We start from the raw sequence: 19,182 nt of genomic DNA, 5'->3' as shown, positions 1-19,182 counted from the left end.
GAATTATAATCATCATCTAAGGCGATTGCCTATGTGTTTAGGTAACATTTTTTTAAAAAAAAGCGACCTTAAACAACAAATCCAGCCCATTAAGGCAAGTTCTGTTTATTGCACCGTGAAGTTCGCGGCAACAATTTGCCCCGCCTCATCCATCACCACCAGTTGATAACGGTCAGTGCGATCGATGCCAAGCGTCGCACTGCCCCCTTCCGCCAGCAGCGGCTCGCCGTTCAGAAACCACCAGCGCCGCCCTTCCCCTCCGGTCGTTTGCAGCGACAGCATCACCCTCTGCTCGCCGGGCAGTCGTTTAACGACTGCGCCCTCGCGTATGCCCGAGAGCACCAGCGGTGCGGCATCAGCGCTTTGGACCGGCGGACACGCCGCCGAAACTGCAGGCAGCCTGACCCGACGTCGTTCGCCTGCGGGTAGCCAGGGTTCGAGCGGCAGCGGCCAGACGTCGAAACTTTTCTCTACCGCGCCGGGGCAATCTGCCGCCACCCGCTGTCCTTTTTCGTTCAGCCAGACCGGAAAGCGGATCCCACGCATACCTTCCTGTCCAGGGAGCAGCAAGGTCGGCGGCTGACTCTCATCAAGTAGCCAGGTGGCCAGCCGTCGGCGACAGTTCGCATCCCCCGCAGGTAAATACTGCCCGCCGGGCCAGCAAACCGTTCCGGCGCTGACCGATGAGGGACGCGGGTCGCTCGGCAATCCGCCGCGGCTCATTGCCGGCCGCGCCAGCAGCATATTATTGACCTGATTCAGCAGCGGCACCGCGCTGGCGAAACCAAACTGTCCGACAACCGGCGTGCCGTCAGGTCTTCCGGTCCAGATACCTATCAGATAGCGGGCGTTCACGCCGATTGCCCAGGCATCGCGATAGCCGTAGCTGGTTCCGGTTTTCCACGCCAGCGGCACCACCTGTACCAGCGATGCATCGGGAACCGGCTGCGCTTCGCCGGCCAGAATGCGCCGCACAATCCAGGCGGCCCCCGGCGACAGCAGCGGTCGTTCAACCAGCGGTGAATCAGGAGTGATGCGCAGTTGCCCCGCCTTACCGTGACGGGCGAACGCGCTGTACGCCGCCACGATATCCGCCAGACGCGCGCCGGCGCCGCCGAGGATCAGCGATAGATTCGGCTCCGCGCCGGCGGGCAGCATCAGCGGCAATCCGGCATTGCGCAGCCTGGCGGCAAAACGCTTCGGCCCGTAGGCCTCCAGCACCTGCACAGCCGGAAGGTTCAACGAGCGAACCAGCGCTTCGCTGGCGCTTACCGGCCCGTGAAAACCGCTGTCAAAGTTGCCCGGCCGGTAGTCGCTAAACCGGCGCGGGACATCCTGTAATAGCGAAGCCGGATGGATCAGCCCCTCATCCAGTGCCATGCCATAAACAAACGGTTTCAGTACCGAACCCGGGGAGCGGATCGCCGATACCATATCAATGTGGCCAAAGCGGCTATCATCACTGATATCCGCCGATCCTACCCAGCCGCGCACCTTCATATTGGTATGGTCGACCACCACCATCGCTAAAGAGCTGCGCGGCGGCAGGCGCGATTTCCAGTTCAGCGCCAGATCCTCCAGCTGCCGCTGCAGCCCGGCATCCAGCGTCGTTACTACCTTCTCAGACCGGCTGCTCGCCAGCGCGCGGCGGGAGAAAAGCGGCGCCAGCTGCGGCATCTGCCGCGGAAACAGCCAGACGGGCTCTTCGATAGCTTCTCGCACCGGCTGCGGCGGCCACACGCCCTGATTTTCCATTCTCAGCAGCACTTTATCGCGCGCCGCCTGCGCACGTTCCGGCCAGCGGTCCGGGCGCAGCCTGCTTGGCGCCTGCGGCAGAACGGCCAGCAGCGCCGCTTCGCCGTAGCTTAGCTGTGCGGGCGGTTTACCGAGATAAGCCCAGCTGGCCGCGCCAATCCCCTGCAGCGTGCCGCCGAACGGCGCCCGATTGAGATAGAGCGTGAGGATCTCGCTTTTTGACAGATGCCACTCCAGCTGCAGCGCCCGCCATAGCTGACGCAGCTTGCCGCCGAAGGTGCGGGGATGAGGATCGAGCAGGCGCGCCACCTGCATGGTCAGGGTGCTCCCTCCGGAGATCACTCTCCCGGAAGTGAGATCCTGCCAGGCGGCGCGAGCGATCGCCAACGGGTTAACGCCGGGATGCTCCCAGAACCAGCGATCTTCATAGTGGATCAGCGCCTGCAAATAGCGCGGCGAAACGTCAGCCAGCGTTACCGGATAGCGCCAGACGCCCTGCGCATCGGCAAAGCGCCACAGCGGCGTCCCGTCTTCCGCCACCACTACTCTGGCAGGGGTAACCTCACGCAGCGGCAGCGGCCACAGCCGGTCTGCCGCCAGCAGCAATAGCCACAGCAAAAAAATAAACGCCGCCAGCCAGCGCCAGCGGCGTTTGATACGCCTCAGCACCCGCATTTATGGCGCAACGGTTAGCGGTCCGCTGGCTGCGCCAGTTGCCCGCCACTGCGGCACGTACATCGACTCAACCTGCGGCTGCGGTACCTGATAGGTGCCCGGCGTCACCGCGCGCGCCAGATAAACCAGCGTCACCGGCTGGCCTTCATTGATAGCTACCGCGGCCACAAAGCGATCGTCGCGAAACTCAATATGCTGGATATCGGCCTGCTGCATCTGGTTAAGCAGATTTTGCACCACCTCGCCGTTCTCCTGCAGACTGGCGCTGCTGTTGGCCAGATTCTGGTTTTCCAGCTCCAGCCCCGCCGGGAGTAAATCCACCACCAGCGCGTCCGGGACGTTACGCTTAGCCGTCACCTCCAGCTTCACCAAAACCAGTTCGCCGCTGCGCAGCGAAGAGAGCGATTTCTGCTGACCCTGGGTATCGAAAACTTGCCGTTCAATGCCCAGCACGTTGCCCCCCGGCTGCGGCGCGTTCTGCGGATAGCCGCTGCTGTCGAGACGGAGCCACAGCGGCTGCTGACCGGTATTGGTCACCTGCAAGGCCGCCAGCTGATCGCCGGTCAGGTTACGGGTTTGCGCTTTCTCGCCGGAGAGCGGTTCGGCCTGCACGGAGGTTTGCGCCTGCCAGCTGCCGGGAAGATCCTGCAACGTACGTCCGGCCAGGAACAGGGCATTACTCTCCTGCGTCGAGAGCCAGCGCTGGCCGTAGGCTTCTTCCGCCAGATTGCTGAGCAGCGTATTTTGCGCTTCCGGCAGCAGTTTGTTCTCCTCCAGCAGCGCCAGCTTCAGCGCATCGTCGCGCAGCTCGCTGCCGTAATCGCCGAGCCAGCGGTTCGCCTCCTGCCGCGGCGTGGTCATCGCCAGCTTCAGGGCTTCGTCGCCGCGCGGCGCATCGCCCATCAATTTCAGGGCCACGCCCAGCTGCAGTAGCGGCAGACCGGAACGCGCCTGGTCGTGACGGCTCCAGATTTCACGCAGCGCGCCGAGCGGCGCTTTCTGCTGCCGTGCCAGCACCAGCGCGGCGTAGGCCTGAGCGGCAAAACGGCTGGCCTGGGCATCATCGCTGTAGCGGACGGCGATCAGCCCCGGCTCCTGTAAATAACGCAGCAGGCGCTGGTTGCCGTTATTGACGGCATTGGTTGGTACGCTATAGCCCTGCTCGCCCGCCCGGACGAGGAAGTCCATCGTGTAGGCGGTTAGCCAGTACTCTTCCGGCCCCTCTCTGTCCCACAGGGCGAAACCGCCGTCATCGCGCTGCATCTGCAGCAGGCGAGAAATGCCGATATCCACCGCCGCGCGTCGTTTTTCATCGCTATCGCCGCCGATCCCCAGGGCTTTAAGCTGGGCGGCGTTGGTATAGAGCGACGGGAATAGCCCGCTGGTGGTCTGCTCCAGGCAGCCGTAAGGATAGGCCTTCAGGTCGCGAATATAGCGCGCCAGGTTCAGCGGCGGCTTACCGCTAAACACCAGCTGCCCCTGCAACGTGGCCGGCGAGAAACCCTCGCTTTGCGCCGCCGGAGCCTGCCAGCTTTCCCCCGGCTGGAGGACAGCGCCGGAATTCACGGTTTGCGCCGGGAAGGCGGGACGCACGCCCAGCTTCCACTGCTTCTGCATTGGCGTGAAAGTTTCACCCGGCAGGTTCAGGCCGCTGATGGTGGCATTTACCTCACCATCGCCAAAGCCTTGTAGGGCGCGAACGGGCACAAACAGGGTGCTGCGCGCGCCGGGCGCCAGATGCACCGGCGGTATTTCTCCCCCTGCAAGCTGCAGCAGACCGCTGGCTGCCAGCGCAACGTTGAGAGTCTGCGGCTTATCGGTCAGGTTGCTGAGATCCAGCGCCAGGCGAGTGGTATCTCCGCTGGCGAGGAAACGCGGCATATTCAGCTCCGCAATCACCGGCGCCGCCACGATCGTTTTTTCTTCGCTGCTGCCGAAATCATCAGCCGTCCACGCCTGCGCCATGATCCGCAGTTCGCCGTTAAAGTCGCCGATTGGCAGGGTCACCGTCCCTTCGCCTTTCTCATCCAGCATAACCGGCTGCGCCTGCTGGGCGATAATCGTCACGTGATTAACCGGCGGCTTACCGCCGCGTTTCAGTTCATCGCCGTCGCCGCCGAAGCGCAGGCTGGCGAGCCTCCCCTGTCCTTCAATGACCTGACCATAGATATCGTAAATATCGGCGCCGTAGCGTTTCTGGCCAAAGAACGCGTTCCAGGGATCCGGCGTGGCGTAGTCGGTAATATTGAGTACGCCGCTATCGACGGCAGAGAGCAGAACGTTAACCTGTTTCGGCGTCTCGCCTTCTTTGAGGCTGGCCTTAATCTTCACTTTCAACGGCTGGTCAGGACGCATTTTATCCGGTGCTTCCAGCGCCAGATTCAGGCGACGGTTATCATCGCCAAGCGGCAGGTGCAGCAGCCCCACGGCCCGTTTTGGCGTTGCGGACTGGGATTTATCCCCCGGGCGAATCACCAGGGTGCTGAGGTACAGGTCGTGACGATTCCAGGCTTTATCCACCGGGATAGATAATTCCATCCCTTCCGCCGGGACGTCAATCTCCTGCCACCACAGCGGCCCTTCGCTTGATTCCACCAGCGCGTAGCCTTTACCGGCAGCCGGAGCGGCAATATGCAGCTTGATCGTATCGCCGGGTTTATAGGCCGGTTTATCCAGCTTCATGGTAACGCGGTCCGGACGCGCCGCCCCCTGGCCTTCGCTGTTATCCTGCCAGCTGTACCCTGCCCAGAAGCGTACGCTGCTGACGACATCATCCGGCCCTTTGACTTCCAGGCGATAGGCGCCCCACTCGACCGGGAAACTGACTTTCGCCGTTTGCCCGGCAGAGAGATCGAGCGATTCCTCACCTTCCTGAAGATCTTTTTGATCGAACTGTGACTGCCAGCCTTCGCTCTCGGACCAGTTCCAGTAGTAGTCGCGACGTTCGCGAATTAATCGCACCTGCAGCCCGGAGACCGCTTTCTTTTCGCCTTTGGCATCGGTGTAGACAATTTCAAATGCGGCGTTGCTGTTTTCATCCACTACCGGCTGCTTGATCGTGCTGTCGGTACGATAGTCATAAACCTCTTTCAGGGCGAATTCCGGACGGATGCCAGGCAGCGTTTCGGCCGGCCAGATCGGCTGCCTGACGGTGCGCGTAACCGGTCTGCCGCCGGACTCCAGCAGGCTGGCCTGCAGGATCACCTGCAGCGGCGAGCGGCTCTCCTGCCACTGGCTGGCGGCGGTGACTTCCGCATGTCCCTGGTCATCCAGGGTGGTCTGCACTTCATCCAGGCTGCGGGAAAGATTCTCCTCGGCAATGTCGCCAAACTGGAAGCCCGGCAGCGCAGGTACCGCGTCGCGCAGCGGACGCAGGAACAGTTTACCCTGCAGCGAGTTGCCGCTGGCCGGCGCGCCGTACAAATACGCCCCGCTTACGGCAAAGCTGACATCCGCAGCCGGCGAAACGGGGGCATTTTGCGGCGTGAGATTCAGCGCCATGCGCTCAGGCATAAAATCTTCAACGTGAAAATCCCACTCGCGCGGCTGGTTATCGCCGGTACTGGCGCGAATGTGCCACATCCCGGTCGCCGCGCCGCTATCGAGCGGATAAGTAAATTGATACAGGCCATTGATCGGTTTGCTGACCGTCGAGCGGATTATCTGGCCATCCGGCTGCACCACTTCCAGCTTTACCGGCTGTTCGGGAAGCGGCCTGCCGTCGCTATCGCGCAGTAACGCGTTGAGGATCACCGTTTCGCCCGGGCGGTAGAGATCGCGCGGACCAAACATAAACAGCTGCTTGCTGAAGCCCGGCGCGCCGGCAATAGAAAACTCAGCCAGATCCAGCGCCGGAAGTTTAAGATCCAGCAGAGTGGTTTGCCCGTCCTTACGCGCCAGCAGCAGCGCCGCGTCTTTATCCGTTTGTAACGTCACGTGCCCCTGAGCGTCGCTCTTCGCCTGCGCCAGGGTTTGCCCTTTGGCGTTCAGCAGCTGCACATCGATACCGGACTGCGCCGCGCCGTTTTCCAGACTCTGGGTAAAGACATCCAGCCGATGGTGATAACGGTGCGCGGATAAGCCAATATCGCTGAGGGTGAACAGCGTCGCAGCGTTGCTATAGCTGTAGCGGCCCGCCTGATTCATCACCGCGATATAGACGCCCGGCTCCTGCAGTGGCTTGATATCCGCCAGCGGCAACAGCAGTTTTTCGCGCGTATTGCGCGCGGGGTTGAGGTCAAAACGGCCGGTGTAGACCAGATCGGCCATCTTCAGCAGCTCGTCCGACTCCCAGTTGCTCAAGGAATTACGGTATTCCCATTGGCTGACGAAGGCCGAAAGTGATTCAGGTTTAATCCGGAAAAAATTGACGTCGATGTTATCGACATTCAGCGCCATCACCGGCAGTCCGGCCACGACTTTCCCCGGCAGCAGCGAGCCGCGGCTGGCAAAGCCGATGCTCGGGGCGATGTCGCGGGTGGTAATGGTTTTTTCAAAGCTGCTGTCAAAAGTCGCTTTATTCAGCGCCGCCAGGGTGGGATCCACCGAAACGATCAGCTCGCGTTTTGGCTCAAGATGGCGAAGACGCAGCTCTTTAAGGTTGGGCGCCAGCTCCCACGCCCCGTCAACTTTGCCGCTTTTTTTGTCGACCAGATGCACGCTGCGGGAGAAATCCTGATCCGGCTGTAGAGGAATAGAAAAAGTCAGCACCAGCGTCGCCGCGCCGTCGATCTGAACTTCAGAGGCATCCAGCAGCGTTAACGCTTTGCCTTTGCTTTTCTCAGCCAGCGCCGCCAGCTGGGCGCTGTCCGGCTTCGCGGGCGCGTTATCCGCCGCTGCGGATGCCGCCGGCGCGGCCGCCTGCGGTTTGCCGCTGTCGTCGCAGCCGGTTATCGATAGCGCGGTAAGTAGCGCCAGAGACAGCGCCGCCAAACGAAATGGTTTCATCCTTCTAACCCCTCGGCCCGCAGGCCAGATACATTCAGTGAACACATTATTATGCGTTAACGGCAGAATTACCAATAGCCCGCCAGCCCGCAATATTGGTAGATAACCGGGGCGGCGACCCCGCGAACCACGAATAGCTGGAGTGAATTAATTTAGCGGATATATCGCGCTACGATTTTTCTTATCTCAACCTCTAATATCCTCAACCATTGGCACTTTTTATTCTGAAATTCCCCTCTCTGCGGCCATATAAATTGACAAGGCGCGAACTTTCTATTTATTGTTCGGGATATCAATGCCTTTAAAATATAAATCATTACCCTGGCGATGATAGTGACTGTCCGTTCCACAGTCTTCCGGAAAGCACAACATCAACCCATCTCATATTCCTTATATGGGATAAATAATATGGAAGTTATTTATGTCTCAAATGGTCGCACTGTCGATTATTATTTTAATTCTTTATATCGGCGACGTTGTTTCTACCCGCACAAAAGCCTGGATTCCCTCGGTATTTGTCTGCGCCGTTCTGTTTTTAGTCGGCTACTGGACATTTTTTCCGGCAGATATCATTAGCCGGGCCGGGATCGGTACGCCAGTTGCCATAATGCTCATGTATCTGTTAATCACTAATATGGGCACCCTGCTGTCGCTGAAAGAGCTGGCGCAGCAGTGGAAGACCGTGGTCATCTCTCTCGCCGGTATTGCCGGGATCGCGGTGGCCGTCTTTGCGGTGAGCATGATGCTATTCGATCTTAACACCGCGCTGGTCACCATTCCTCCGCTGGTCGGGGGTATCGTGTCATCGCTGATTATGTCGCAGGGCGCCAGTAACGCCGGCCTGGTAGACCTGTCGGTTTTTGCCATTTTGATTTACGTGATGCAGGGGTTCGCCGGATATCCGCTGACCGCGATTATGCTGCAACGAGAAGGCAAAACGCTGCTTGCCCGCTACCGCAGCGGCGAACAGCGCCCTGATGACATTGCCGAAGAGCACGCGATGCTCGCCGTCGGCGAGGAGAAAATGCCGCGCCTGTTCAGTAAAATCCCCGTCAGCTACAACAGCAATTACTTTAAATTCCTGCGTCTGGCGCTGGTCGGCTGTCTGGCCTGGGTCGTCGCTGACCTCGCAAAGCCAATCGTGAATATCAGCCCCTTCGTACTGTGTCTGTTTTTTGGCGTCGTATTTACCTCGTTAGGCTTCCTGGAAAAACATACCCTGCATAAGGCTAACGGCTTTGGCTTCGCCATTATGGCGTTGATGCTCTTTATCTTTGATACGTTGAACAAAGCCACGCCGGAGATGCTGCTGCGTCTGCTATTCCCGATGGTAGTGTTAATCGCCACGGCGGTGATAGGTATGTTTGTTGTCTCCTGGCTGGTCGGAAAACTGCTTGGTGTCAGCGGTCCGATGGCATTCGCCATCTCTTTGACCGCGCTGTACGGTTTTCCCGCCGACTACATTATTACCAACGAGGCCATCAACGCCCTCACCCACGATGAAAAAGAGCGCCAGATGCTCACCCACCATATGCTGGGCCCGATGCTGGTTGGCGGATTCGTCTCCGTCACCATGGTTTCGGTGGTGTTAGCCGGAATTCTGGTCGGCTATCTGACGCCGGTGCTCGGTTGAGCGCGTTGAATTTTTAGCAAATTATGGAGCCATTGATGATTAACCCTGATATCACCGCGATTATCGCCAGACAAGAACAGGCGATGATCGCTTTTCGCCGCGACCTGCACGCCCATCCGGAACTTCCCTGGGAGGAGAAGCGCACGACGGATCGCGTCGCCGCCGAACTGGAGGCTATCGGTATCCCTTATCGCCGCACTCATCCCACCGGAATCATCGCCGACATCATCGGCGGCAAGCCGGGTAAAACCGTAGCTCTGCGCGCCGATATGGATGCGCTGCCGGTACGGGAGCTGAACGATCCGCTCGACTATAAATCACAAACGCCCGGGAAAATGCACGCCTGCGGCCACGACGCCCATACCGCCATGCTGCTGACCGCCGCCCATGCATTATATGATGTTCGCGAACAGCTGACGGGCAACGTACGGCTCATCTTTCAGCCTGCGGAAGAGATTGCCGAAGGGGCAAAGGCGATGATACAGCAGGGAGCGATTGATAACGTGGATAACGTTTTCGGAATGCATATCTGGTCGGGCACGCCGTCCGGCAAAATCTCCTGTAACGTCGGTTCATCCTTTGCCTCAGCCGATTTACTGAAAGTGACCTTCCGCGGCCGCGGCGGCCATGGTTCGATGCCGGAGGCCTGCGTCGATGCGGCGGTCGTCGCTTCCGCTTTCGTGATGAATCTACAGGCTATTGTGGCGCGAGAAACTTCCCCGCTGGAATCTGCGGTAGTGACTATCGGCAAAATGGATGTCGGCACGCGCTTTAACGTCATCGCTGAAAACGCCGTTCTTGACGGTACCGTACGCTGCTTTAGTCTTGAAGCGCGCCAGCGGCTGGAGACGGCGATTAGCCGCTATGCCGAGCATACCGCCGCAGTGTATGGGGCGACCGCTCAGGTTGACTACTGCTACGGTACGCTACCGGTGATCAACGAAGAGCGCAGCGCGCTGCTGGCGCAGTCGGTTATCCGCGACGCATTCGGCGATAGCGTCCTTTTCAACGAAAAGCCGACTACCGGCGGAGAAGATTTCAGTTTTTATATGGAAAATATCCCCGGCGCCTTTGCGCTGCTTGGCTCAGGAAATAAAGAGAAAGGCAGCGACTACGCGCACCATCACGGCTGCTTTAATATTGACGAGCAGGTAATGAAAAGCGGCGCTGAACTGTACGCGCAGTACGCCTGGCGCTATCTGCAGCAAAACGCGTTTTAAGCGCCCCCTCCCCCGACGCAGCTCGGGGGAGCATCACATTCCCACCGCCTCTTCTTGAAAATGCCTTGTCGATATCGCAAAAAACAACAACAATCACTCTATTGTTGATGACACGGAGGCACTCATGTCTACCTCGTTTTTTGTCGCTGCCGACTGGCTGGCAGAGCATATTGATGACCCGGAAATGCAGATTATCGACGCGCGGATGGCGCCGCCGGGACAGGAAGAGCGCGATCTTAACGCTGAGTATCAGGCCGGTCATATTCCCGGCGCCGTCTTTTTTGATATCGAAGCCCTCTCCGATCACACCAGCCCGCTACCGCATATGATGCCGCGCGCGGAGGCGTTTGCCGTCGCCATGCGCGAACTAGGCGTCAGCAGCGATAAGCACCTGGTGGTATACGATGAAGGTAATCTCTTCTCTGCGCCGCGCGCCTGGTGGATGCTGCGCACGTTCGGCGTTGAAAAGGTGTCGATTGTTGCGGGTGGGCTGGAAGGCTGGCGCCGCGATGGGCTACCGCTGGAGCAAGGCCTTCCCGAGCTGCCGGAAGGGGATTTTGACGGACGCGCCGATCCGCTGGCGATCAAGCGGCTGACCGATGTGCTGCTGGTCAGCCATGAAGGATCGGCGCAGATCGTCGATGCGCGTCCGGCAGGACGCTTTAATGGCCAGGTGGCAGAGCCGCGACCGGGCCTGCGCTGCGGGCATATTCCCGGCGCGCTAAACGTGCCGTGGACTGAACTGGTGATTAACGGCGAACTTAAAACCACCGATGAACTCAACGAGATTTTTGCGCGTCAGGGCGTCGATTTTGAACGGCCGATTATTGCCAGCTGCGGCTCCGGCGTAACGGCGGCGGTCGTCGTGCTGGCGCTCACTACTCTCGGCGTTAACGGCGTTAGCCTGTACGACGGCTCATGGAGCGAATGGGGCGCGCGGACGGATTTACCGATTGAGCCGGCCCAATAGGCAGTAGATAGCACAACGGGGGCCCGGGCCCCCGTTGTGTTAAATAATTCGATTTTGCTTAAAGTCGCGCAGGAAGCTGCCCCAGCGCTTTTCATAAAACGGCGTAATGTGGGCGATCATAAAGTGGCTAATTCCCTTTTCACCCTCCACCACCTGACAGATGTCAATCGGCTCATCGCCGGGAAGCGTATCGGTCGCCACGCTGCCGGTCGCCTGAATAACCTCCTCAATATCGCCTTCCGCTTCAATGCCAATCAGCAGGTTGGCTGGCGCATCGGCGCTGTCTTTGATAGAGCATAAAAACGCACGCTTCACCGTTTTCAGCGTCTTAAACAGCGCGGTCAGCGAGTCCACCATCTGCGCGGGCGGCTCGGCAACCTCAGACAGTAGGAGAGACTCTCCGCCTTCCAGCACGGTCTGGGTGCTGAGCGGGCTGCCCTCTTCGCCCAGCAGATGGCTGATCTCACGCGGCGCAAACTCTTTGCCGGTGGCGAGTTTGGCATTGAGATAGAGCGTCTCGCCGAGGGTCATGGCAAATAGCGTGCGCACCGGCATCACCACGAAAGACTGTTCGTCCTCAACGGCCTGCTGCAGCGCCGCCAGCGAGGTGAAGAAAGGAATGACCGATGTACCATCATCTTTTTCCCAGTGCTGCAGATCCAGTACGCTGTCTTCAACGACCTGCTCGCCCTGCGCGGCGGCTCCCGGTACCCAAACGGTGGCTTCCAGCAAACTGCGGAAAAAAGCCGGACGATGGCCTGGTTCTATAGCCGCCTTCTCCAGCAGGATTTCTAGCTCATTTTTAGTTTCGGACATAGTAGTTCCACAACGATGATCCCTCCGCCCCGACGCTCTCCTCAGCGGGAGAAAACCGAACGTTGTCTCATCCTCAGGGAGAGAGTCAGGGTGAGGGGAAAGAGTTATTCCGCGGTCAACAGATTCGCAATAGTGCGCACGCCGAGGCCGGTCGCGCCCGCCGACCACTGCTCAACCGCAGATTTGCGGTAGGTCGCCGAGCAGTCGATGTGCAGCCAGCCTTCATGGTAATTCTCCACGAAGTGGGACAGGAAGCCCGCCGCGGTGCTGGCGCCGGCCGGATAGGCCGCGCTGCCGGTATTGTTCAGTTCAGCAAAGTTGGACGGCAGCTGGCCGCGGTGGAACTCAGCCAGCGGAAGACGCCAGAAAGCTTCGTTTTCAGCCTGCGCGCTCGCCAGCAGGCGATTCGCCAGCTTGTCGTCAAAGCTGAACAGGGCGTGATAGTCATTGCCCAGCGCGGTTTTCGCCGCGCCGGTCAGCGTGGCGGCATCGATGATCAGCTCCGGCTTTTGCGCCGAAGCATCGATCAAGCCGTCCGCCAGCACCAGACGACCTTCCGCATCGGTGTTCATGATTTCCACGGTTTTGCCGTTGCGATAGTGAATAATATCGCCCAGTTTGAAGGCGTTACCGCTAATCAGGTTATCGGCACAGCACAGATACAGCTTCACGCGCTTGTTCAGGCCGCGAGTAATGGCGAACGCCAGCGCGCCGGTTACCGTCGCCGCGCCGCCCATATCGGACTTCATTGAGTCCATAAATGCGCTCTGCTTGATGCTGTATCCGCCTGAGTCAAAGGTAATGCCTTTGCCGACCAGACAGGCGTATACCGGAGCTTCTTTGTCGCCAGTCGGGTTATAGTCCAGCGCCAGCAGGACCGGCGGGCGCTCGGATCCGCGGCCGACGGTGTGGAGGCCCAGGTAGTTCTGCTCGCGCAGATCTTCGCCCTTAGTGATGCGATAAGAGACGTTATCGCAGGCCACGCTGCACAGCAGGTCTACCGCACGCTGCGCCAGCTGTTCCGGCCCCAGCTCTTCCGCCGGGGCGTTGATGGTGTCGCGCACCCAGTCAATAGTGGTCAGGCGGTTATCCAGTTCGCTTTTCTGCGCATCGTCGAGAGCTGGCCACTCAATTTTGCGACTGCCTTTCGGGCCTTTATAACCCGCCCAGAACGCCCATGCGCGGTCGGTATCCCAGCCCTCGCCGTCAAGCGCGACATGTTTAATACCCATGCCGTCAATTTTACGCGCCGCGCGCTGAATCAAACCCAGGTCGTCTTTGCCGTTCAGGTGCAGGGCGATGCCGTCGTTATTCATGCTGTAAGACGCTTTTTCTCCCCAGCGCGCATCGGCTGGCTGAGCGGTAAGCGTAATTTTCATAGCTTCGGTCATTATCATTATCCTTCTTAGCAAACGGGCCGCCGTATGGCAGCCCGTAAAGTTCTTTCGCTCGTTGATTCACTCGGCTTAAAACCACCGGGTAAATCATGACGCGAAAATTATTCGGCTTCGTCTAACCAGACTAGCAGAATCGCCTCAAGAATTTTTTCATTGGATGCGTTTGGATCGTCATCAAACTCTTCCAGGTCGCAAATCCACTGATGCAGATCGGTGAAGCGAACGGTTTTCGGGTCGAGATCCGGGAAAGCGTCGTACAGCGCTTCGCCGATTTCACGACTATCGGTCCATTTCAGTCCCATATTAATGCTCGCGTGCGTGGTTGATGGTGTAACGCGGAATTTCGATGACCAAATCTTCGTCAGTCACCCGCGCCTGGCAGCTGAGACGGCTGTCGGGTTCAAGCCCCCAGGCCTTATCCAGCATGTCGTCTTCATCTTCGGTACTTTCAGCCAGCGAGTCAAAGCCTTCGCGCACGATGCAGTGGCAGGTGGTGCAGGCACAGGATTTTTCGCAGGCGTGTTCAATCTCAATGCCGCTACGCAGAGCAGCATCAAGAATGGTCTCACCGGTCTCAGCTTCCACAACTACGCCATCCGGACACAGGTCCTGGTGGGGCAGAAAAACAATTTTTGGCATTTTAAACCTCGTCCACGGATTGGCCTTTCAGCGCGATACGGACCGATTGATCCATACGACGTGCGGCAAATTCCTGGGTTTGTGTGTCGATATTTTTAATCGCTTCTTTGATTGCATCGGCATCATCGCCTGCCGCTGCGGCGCGTACTTGCTCCGCGGCGTCATCGATAGCCTGACGCTCTGCGGCGCTTAACAGCGCGGCGTCGGAGGCCAGCGCGCTGACCAGACTTTCCAGCACGCGTGCGGCTTCAACTTTTTGCTCGGCCAGCATACGCGCCTGGACGTCCTGTTCGGCGTAGCTCATCGAATCTTTAATCATGCTGGCGATCTCGCCATCGGTCAGACCGTAGGACGGCTTCACCTGAATTGAGGCCTCGACGCCGGTCGATTTCTCCATCGCCGTCACGCTCAGCAGACCGTCGGCATCCACCTGGAAGGTCACGCGAATATGCGCTCCGCCCGCCGGTAATGCCGGAATGCCGCGCAGCGCAAAGCGCGCCAGGGAACGGCAGTCCTGCACCAGCTCGCGCTCGCCCTGCATAACATGGATAGACATCGCCGTCTGGCCATCTTTGAAGGTGGTGAACTCCTGCGCGCGCGCGACAGGTATGGTGGTGTTACGCGGAATAACCTTTTCCACCAGGCCACCCATGGTTTCCAGCCCCAGGGAGAGTGGGATGACATCAAGCAGCAGCAGTTCGCTGTCCGGCTTATTGCCTACCAGAATGTCCGCCTGAATTGCCGCGCCGATGGCGACGACTTTATCCGGATCGATAGAGGTCAGCGGCGTACGGCCAAAGAACTCGCCGACGCGTTCACGCACCAGCGGCACGCGGGTCGAGCCGCCCACCATCACCACTTCCAGAACCTCTTGCGCCTCAACGCCTGCATCTTTCAACGCGCGACGGCAGGCCAATAATGTACGTTTTACCAGCGGCGCGATCAGCTCATTAAACTGGCTGCGGGTCACTTCACCCTGCCAGCCACCGACGTTCACCCGCGCCGTATCGGCATCGCTGAGGGCGATTTTTGCCGCGATGGCCGCGTCGAGCAGCTCACGCTGCAGGCGGTTATCGCTGCGATCGTTCAGGCCAGCCTGCTCGCGCAGATAGTCGGCCAACAGATGATCGAAATCGTCACCGCCGAGCGCGGAATCGCCGCCGGTCGCCAGGACTTCAAATACGCCGCGACTCAAGCGCAGCACGGAGATATCAAAAGTGCCGCCGCCGAGATCGTAAACCGCGATAGTTCCTTCCTGACCGGAGTCCAGACCGTAGGCAATCGCCGCCGCGGTGGGTTCGTTCAGAAGACGCAGGACGTGCAGGCCCGCCAGACGCGCGGCATCTTTGGTACCCTGACGCTGGGCATCATCGAAGTAGGCCGGCACGGTGATCACTACGCCGTCAAGCTCGCCCGCCAGCGCCTCGGTGGCGCGTGCGGCCAGCGCCTTCAGAATATCGGCAGAAACGCGAACCGGATTGAGCAGTCCGCCCGTTGTCTGAATCATCGGCAGGCCGTTTTCGCTGGCCTGCAGGTGATAAGGCAGATGCGGGTAGCGGGCCTCGATATCGGCCAGAGAGCGCCCCATCATGCGTTTGACGGAGCTAATGGTGTTGACCGGATCCTGAGCGGCGTTTTGTCGCGCGTCGTAGCCCACCGTCAAACCCGAAGCCTGATAGTTCACCACCGATGGCAGCAAATAGCGCCCCTGATGGTCGGGCAGGGTTTCGGCCTGGCCGCTACGCACGGTAGCAACCAGTGAATTGGTGGTGCCCAGGTCGATACCCGCCGCCAGACGTCGCTGGTGCGGCGCGGCGCTCAGGCCAGGCTCACTAATTTGTAATAAGGCCATAATTGCTTCCGAAAATTAAAAATCGAGCAGTTTTTCTTCGAGTTGTTCCGCACTGCTTCGCAGTTTATCGAGAAAACGCAGCTTGCGCACGGTATCCGCCGCCGCCTCCCACGTCTCGTTATTCAGTTGTTCAACCATCAGCTGATGCCGGGTATCAAATTGCGCTTTGACCCGCTTGATAAAACTTTCCAGCCGCGCTTCATCTTTCGCCTTGCCTATCTCATCAAGCTCTTCGCGCAGTTCCAGCTGTTCCATCAGGAACGCGGTATCGCGCACGGTATGCTGCTCGCTGGCGAGATCGAATCCGTGAAGCGAAAGGAGATATTCGGCGCGGGTCAGCGGGTGGCGAAGGGTTTGCCACGCCTGATTGATGGTGGCGGACTGCTGCACCGCGGCAAGCTGTTCGGCCGCGCTGCCGCTGGCGAACTTGTCCGGGTGATACTGGCGCTGTAGCTCCTGGTACCGGGCAGCCAGAGGTTCTAACGAAAGGGTATAGCTGGCCGGTAACCCGAAGAGGGTAAAATAGTCCATAACAACCTCAGGGTTAACGAGATAAAGCAAACCCCACTTACGGATGTCCGCAGTGGGGTTGAGATGACATTGCAATTACACGTTAAAGCTTTCGCCGCAGCCGCACTCGTCTTTCACGTTCGGGTTGGTGAACTTAAACCCTTCGTTAAGACCTTCTTTGACGAAGTCCAGCTGCGTGCCGTCGAGGAACTGCAAGCTTTTGCCGTCGATCACGACCTTCACGCCTTTGTCTTCAAACACGGTGTCTTCTGCCGCCGGCTCGTCAACAAACTCCAGTACATAAGCCATACCCGAGCAGCCGGAAGTTCTGACTCCCAGGCGCAGACCAAACCCTTTACCGCGGTTGGCCAGAAAGGTGTTGACTCGCGCTGCTGCACTGTCGCTTAAAGTAATCGACATAACAAACCTCAACTCTTAATTATTTTGCTTCACGTTTGCTTTTGTAATCCGCAATCGCGGCTTTAATCGCGTCTTCCGCCAGAATAGAGCAGTGAATTTTCACCGGCGGCAGTTCGAGCTCGTCGGCGATATCGGTGTTTTTAATCGCCTGAGCTTCGTCCAGCGACTTCCCTTTCACCCATTCGGTTACCAGGGAGCTGGAGGCAATAGCGGAACCGCAGCCGTAGGTCTTGAAACGCGCGTCTTCAATGATACCTTCATTGTTGACTTTAATCTGCAACTTCATCACGTCGCCGCACGCCGGTGCGCCAACCATACCGCTGCCGACGTTTTCGTCGCTATTGTCGAAAGAGCCGACGTTGCGCGGATTCTCGTAATGATCGATAACTTTTTCGCTGTAAGCCATGATGAATTCTCCTTATTGGTGCCGAATTAGTGATGTGACCATTCAATGCTGTTCAAATCCACGCCCTGCTTGAACATTTCCCACAGCGGAGAGAGTTCGCGCAGACGGCCGATGGAGTTACGGACCAGATTGATGGTGTAGTCAATCTCTTCTTCGGTAGTAAAACGACCTAAAGAGAAACGAATAGAGCTATGCGCCAGCTCGTCGGTCATCCCCAGCGCGCGCAGCACGTAGGACGGCTCGAGGCTTGCGGAAGTACAGGCTGAACCGGAGGAGACCGCCAGGTCTTTCAGCGCCATAATCAGCGACTCGCCTTCAACGTAGTTAAAGCTGACGTTGAGAATGTTCGGCGCGCCCTGCTCGAGATCGCCGTTCAGGTAGACCTCTTCCATATCTTTTACGCCGTCCCACAGACGGTTACGCAGGCCGCGCAGGCGGGCCATTTCGCTTTCCATCTCCTCTTTCGCGATACGGTAAGCTTCACCCATACCGACGATCTGGTGGACTGGCAGCGTCCCGGAACGCATACCGCGCTCGTGACCACCGCCGTGCATCTGCGCTTCGATACGGATACGCGGCTTACGACGCACGTACAGCGCGCCGATGCCTTTCGGGCCGTAGATTTTGTGGCCGGAGAAGGACATCAGGTCCACTTTCAGCTGGCTCAGATCGATAGGCAGCTTGCCCACGCTCTGGGTCGCGTCAACGTGGTAAATGATACCGCGGGCGCGGCACATCTCGCCGATGGTAGCGATATCCTGCACCACGCCGATTTCGTTATTCACGTGCATAATGGAAACCAGGATGGTGTCATCACGCATCGCGGCTTCCAGCTCTTTTAAATCGATAATGCCGTTACGCTGCGGGGCGAGGTAGGTCACTTCAAACCCTTCGCGCTCCAGCTGACGGCAGGTATCCAGCACGGCTTTGTGTTCGGTTTTGCTGGTGATGATGTGCTTGCCTTTTTTCTGATAAAAGTTGGCTGCACCTTTAATCGCCAGGTTATCGGATTCCGTCGCGCCGGAGGTAAAAACGATTTCGCGCGGGTCAGCGCCGACCAGCTCGGCAATCTGATTACGGGCGATATCTACCGCCTCTTCAGCCTGCCAGCCAAAACGGTGTGAACGAGAGGCCGGGTTACCAAAGGTCCCGTCCAGGGTCAGGAACTGCATCATTTTCTCGGCAACACGCGGGTCCACCGGCGTGGTTGCGGAGTAATCGAGATAGATCGGTAATTTCATTGCTCTATAAACTCCGTACATCGCTTCAATGCAAGGAATCAGGCAACCGGCTGGATGTACGACCGAGTACACAGGATGTCGGAGCATCCCGGCCTGATTCGAAAATCTTTTTATCTTTTTTACTCAGTTCGTTTCAGCTTGCAGCACCTCGCTGCAAGATGAAACTGAACGAGAACTACGCGCGCAGTTTGACGTCGATAGCGTCCTGAGCACGGGTATTACGCTGGGATTCATGGTTGTGCTGACGACCGGAGACATCGAGGATTTCCTGGTTATTCACCAGTTCGCCTAGCGTGATGTTATTCAGAAAACCGGTCAGTCGCTCGCTCAGATCGCGCCACAGCGCGTGAGTAAGGCACTTATCGCCGCCCTGGCAGCCGCCTTTACCCTGACAACGGGTGGCGTCTACGGATTCGTCTACTGCGCTGATAACTTCGCCAACCGCGATGCTACCCGCTTCTTTACCTAACAGATAACCGCCGCCTGGACCACGTACGCTGGAAACCAGACCATTTTTGCGCAGGCGAGAGAACAGCTGTTCCAGATAGGAAAGCGAAATTCCCTGACGCTCTGAAATATCAGCCAACGGAACCGGACCCGATTCAGAGTTGAGCGCAACGTCAAGCATCGCGGTCACGGCATAACGCCCTTTAGATGTCAGTCTCATGTCTTACTTAACCTCAAACTCGCCCCTGCCCGGG

The 19,182-nt window shown here is 58.5% G+C and carries 15 protein-coding genes; 3 read left to right on the top strand and 12 right to left on the bottom strand.

Annotation, left to right across the window (positions count from 1 at the left end):
• Positions 1-105: 105 nt before the first annotated feature.
• Entirely contained in the window at positions 106-2,430 is a 2,325-nt protein-coding gene (gene pbpC, locus ABLV11_RS21425) for a peptidoglycan glycosyltransferase PbpC (protein ID WP_224329907.1), read from the bottom strand.
• A complete protein-coding gene (locus ABLV11_RS21420; protein ID WP_348855756.1) occupies positions 2,431-7,377 on the bottom strand; it encodes an alpha-2-macroglobulin in 4,947 nt (1,648 codons plus the stop codon).
• 421 nt (positions 7,378-7,798) lie between these two features.
• Here ABLV11_RS21420 and ABLV11_RS21415 point away from each other — a divergent pair, with 421 nt between their 5' ends.
• The 3 genes from ABLV11_RS21415 to sseA all read left to right on the top strand — a co-directional run bounded on the left by ABLV11_RS21415 (position 7,799) and on the right by sseA (position 11,200).
• The gene (locus tag ABLV11_RS21415; RefSeq protein WP_023321430.1) at positions 7,799-9,010 is read left to right on the top strand and encodes a hypothetical protein; all 1,212 of its coding nucleotides are present in this window, start codon (positions 7,799-7,801) and stop codon (positions 9,008-9,010) included.
• Between the two features lie 35 nt (positions 9,011-9,045).
• On the top strand, positions 9,046-10,230 hold the full coding sequence (locus tag ABLV11_RS21410) for a M20 family metallopeptidase (RefSeq protein WP_004104498.1): 1,185 nt from the start codon (positions 9,046-9,048) through the stop codon (positions 10,228-10,230).
• Between the two features lie 124 nt (positions 10,231-10,354).
• A complete protein-coding gene (sseA, locus tag ABLV11_RS21405) occupies positions 10,355-11,200 on the top strand; it encodes a 3-mercaptopyruvate sulfurtransferase (RefSeq protein WP_126489426.1) in 846 nt (281 codons plus the stop codon).
• A gap of 39 nt (positions 11,201-11,239) precedes the next feature.
• On the opposite strand, the gene sseB is transcribed toward sseA, so the two are convergent.
• The 10 genes from sseB to iscR all read right to left on the bottom strand — a co-directional run bounded on the left by sseB (position 11,240) and on the right by iscR (position 19,148).
• Positions 11,240-12,016: an enhanced serine sensitivity protein SseB gene (gene sseB / locus ABLV11_RS21400; protein WP_023329918.1), complete on the bottom strand. Its 777-nt coding sequence runs from the start codon at positions 12,014-12,016 to the stop codon at positions 11,240-11,242.
• A gap of 104 nt (positions 12,017-12,120) precedes the next feature.
• Positions 12,121-13,407 (bottom strand): aminopeptidase PepB, encoded by a 1,287-nt coding sequence (pepB, locus tag ABLV11_RS21395; protein WP_348855753.1) that lies wholly within the window; start codon positions 13,405-13,407, stop codon positions 12,121-12,123.
• 107 nt (positions 13,408-13,514) lie between these two features.
• Complete coding sequence (iscX, locus tag ABLV11_RS21390) at positions 13,515-13,715, bottom strand: Fe-S cluster assembly protein IscX (RefSeq protein ID WP_004104502.1); 201 nt, start codon at positions 13,713-13,715, stop codon at positions 13,515-13,517.
• Between the two features lies 1 nt (position 13,716).
• Positions 13,717-14,052: an ISC system 2Fe-2S type ferredoxin gene (gene fdx, locus ABLV11_RS21385; protein ID WP_004104503.1), complete on the bottom strand. Its 336-nt coding sequence runs from the start codon at positions 14,050-14,052 to the stop codon at positions 13,717-13,719.
• A gap of 1 nt (position 14,053) precedes the next feature.
• Positions 14,054-15,904: a Fe-S protein assembly chaperone HscA gene (hscA, locus tag ABLV11_RS21380; protein WP_004104504.1), complete on the bottom strand. Its 1,851-nt coding sequence runs from the start codon at positions 15,902-15,904 to the stop codon at positions 14,054-14,056.
• Positions 15,905-15,919: 15 nt separating this feature from the next.
• Entirely contained in the window at positions 15,920-16,435 is a 516-nt protein-coding gene (gene hscB / locus ABLV11_RS21375) for a co-chaperone HscB (protein WP_004104505.1), read from the bottom strand.
• Between the two features lie 75 nt (positions 16,436-16,510).
• Complete coding sequence (gene iscA / locus ABLV11_RS21370) at positions 16,511-16,834, bottom strand: iron-sulfur cluster assembly protein IscA (protein WP_004104506.1); 324 nt, start codon at positions 16,832-16,834, stop codon at positions 16,511-16,513.
• A 19-nt stretch (positions 16,835-16,853) separates the two neighbouring features.
• A complete protein-coding gene (iscU, locus tag ABLV11_RS21365) occupies positions 16,854-17,240 on the bottom strand; it encodes a Fe-S cluster assembly scaffold IscU (protein WP_002913991.1) in 387 nt (128 codons plus the stop codon).
• A gap of 26 nt (positions 17,241-17,266) precedes the next feature.
• On the bottom strand, positions 17,267-18,481 hold the full coding sequence (gene iscS, locus ABLV11_RS21360; RefSeq protein ID WP_004134936.1) for a cysteine desulfurase: 1,215 nt from the start codon (positions 18,479-18,481) through the stop codon (positions 17,267-17,269).
• 175 nt (positions 18,482-18,656) lie between these two features.
• Positions 18,657-19,148, bottom strand: coding sequence for a Fe-S cluster assembly transcriptional regulator IscR (iscR, locus tag ABLV11_RS21355; RefSeq protein ID WP_004104510.1), 492 nt, complete (start codon positions 19,146-19,148; stop codon positions 18,657-18,659).
• Between the last annotated feature and the right edge of the window lie 34 nt (positions 19,149-19,182).

Origin of the sequence: Klebsiella sp. GW_Kp181 (assembly GCF_040062315.1) — a bacterium.
Taxonomy (GTDB): domain Bacteria; phylum Pseudomonadota; class Gammaproteobacteria; order Enterobacterales; family Enterobacteriaceae; genus Klebsiella; species Klebsiella oxytoca.
The sequence above is the reverse complement of the archived record's forward strand: the minus strand, read 5'-3'. Positions and strand labels throughout refer to the sequence as shown.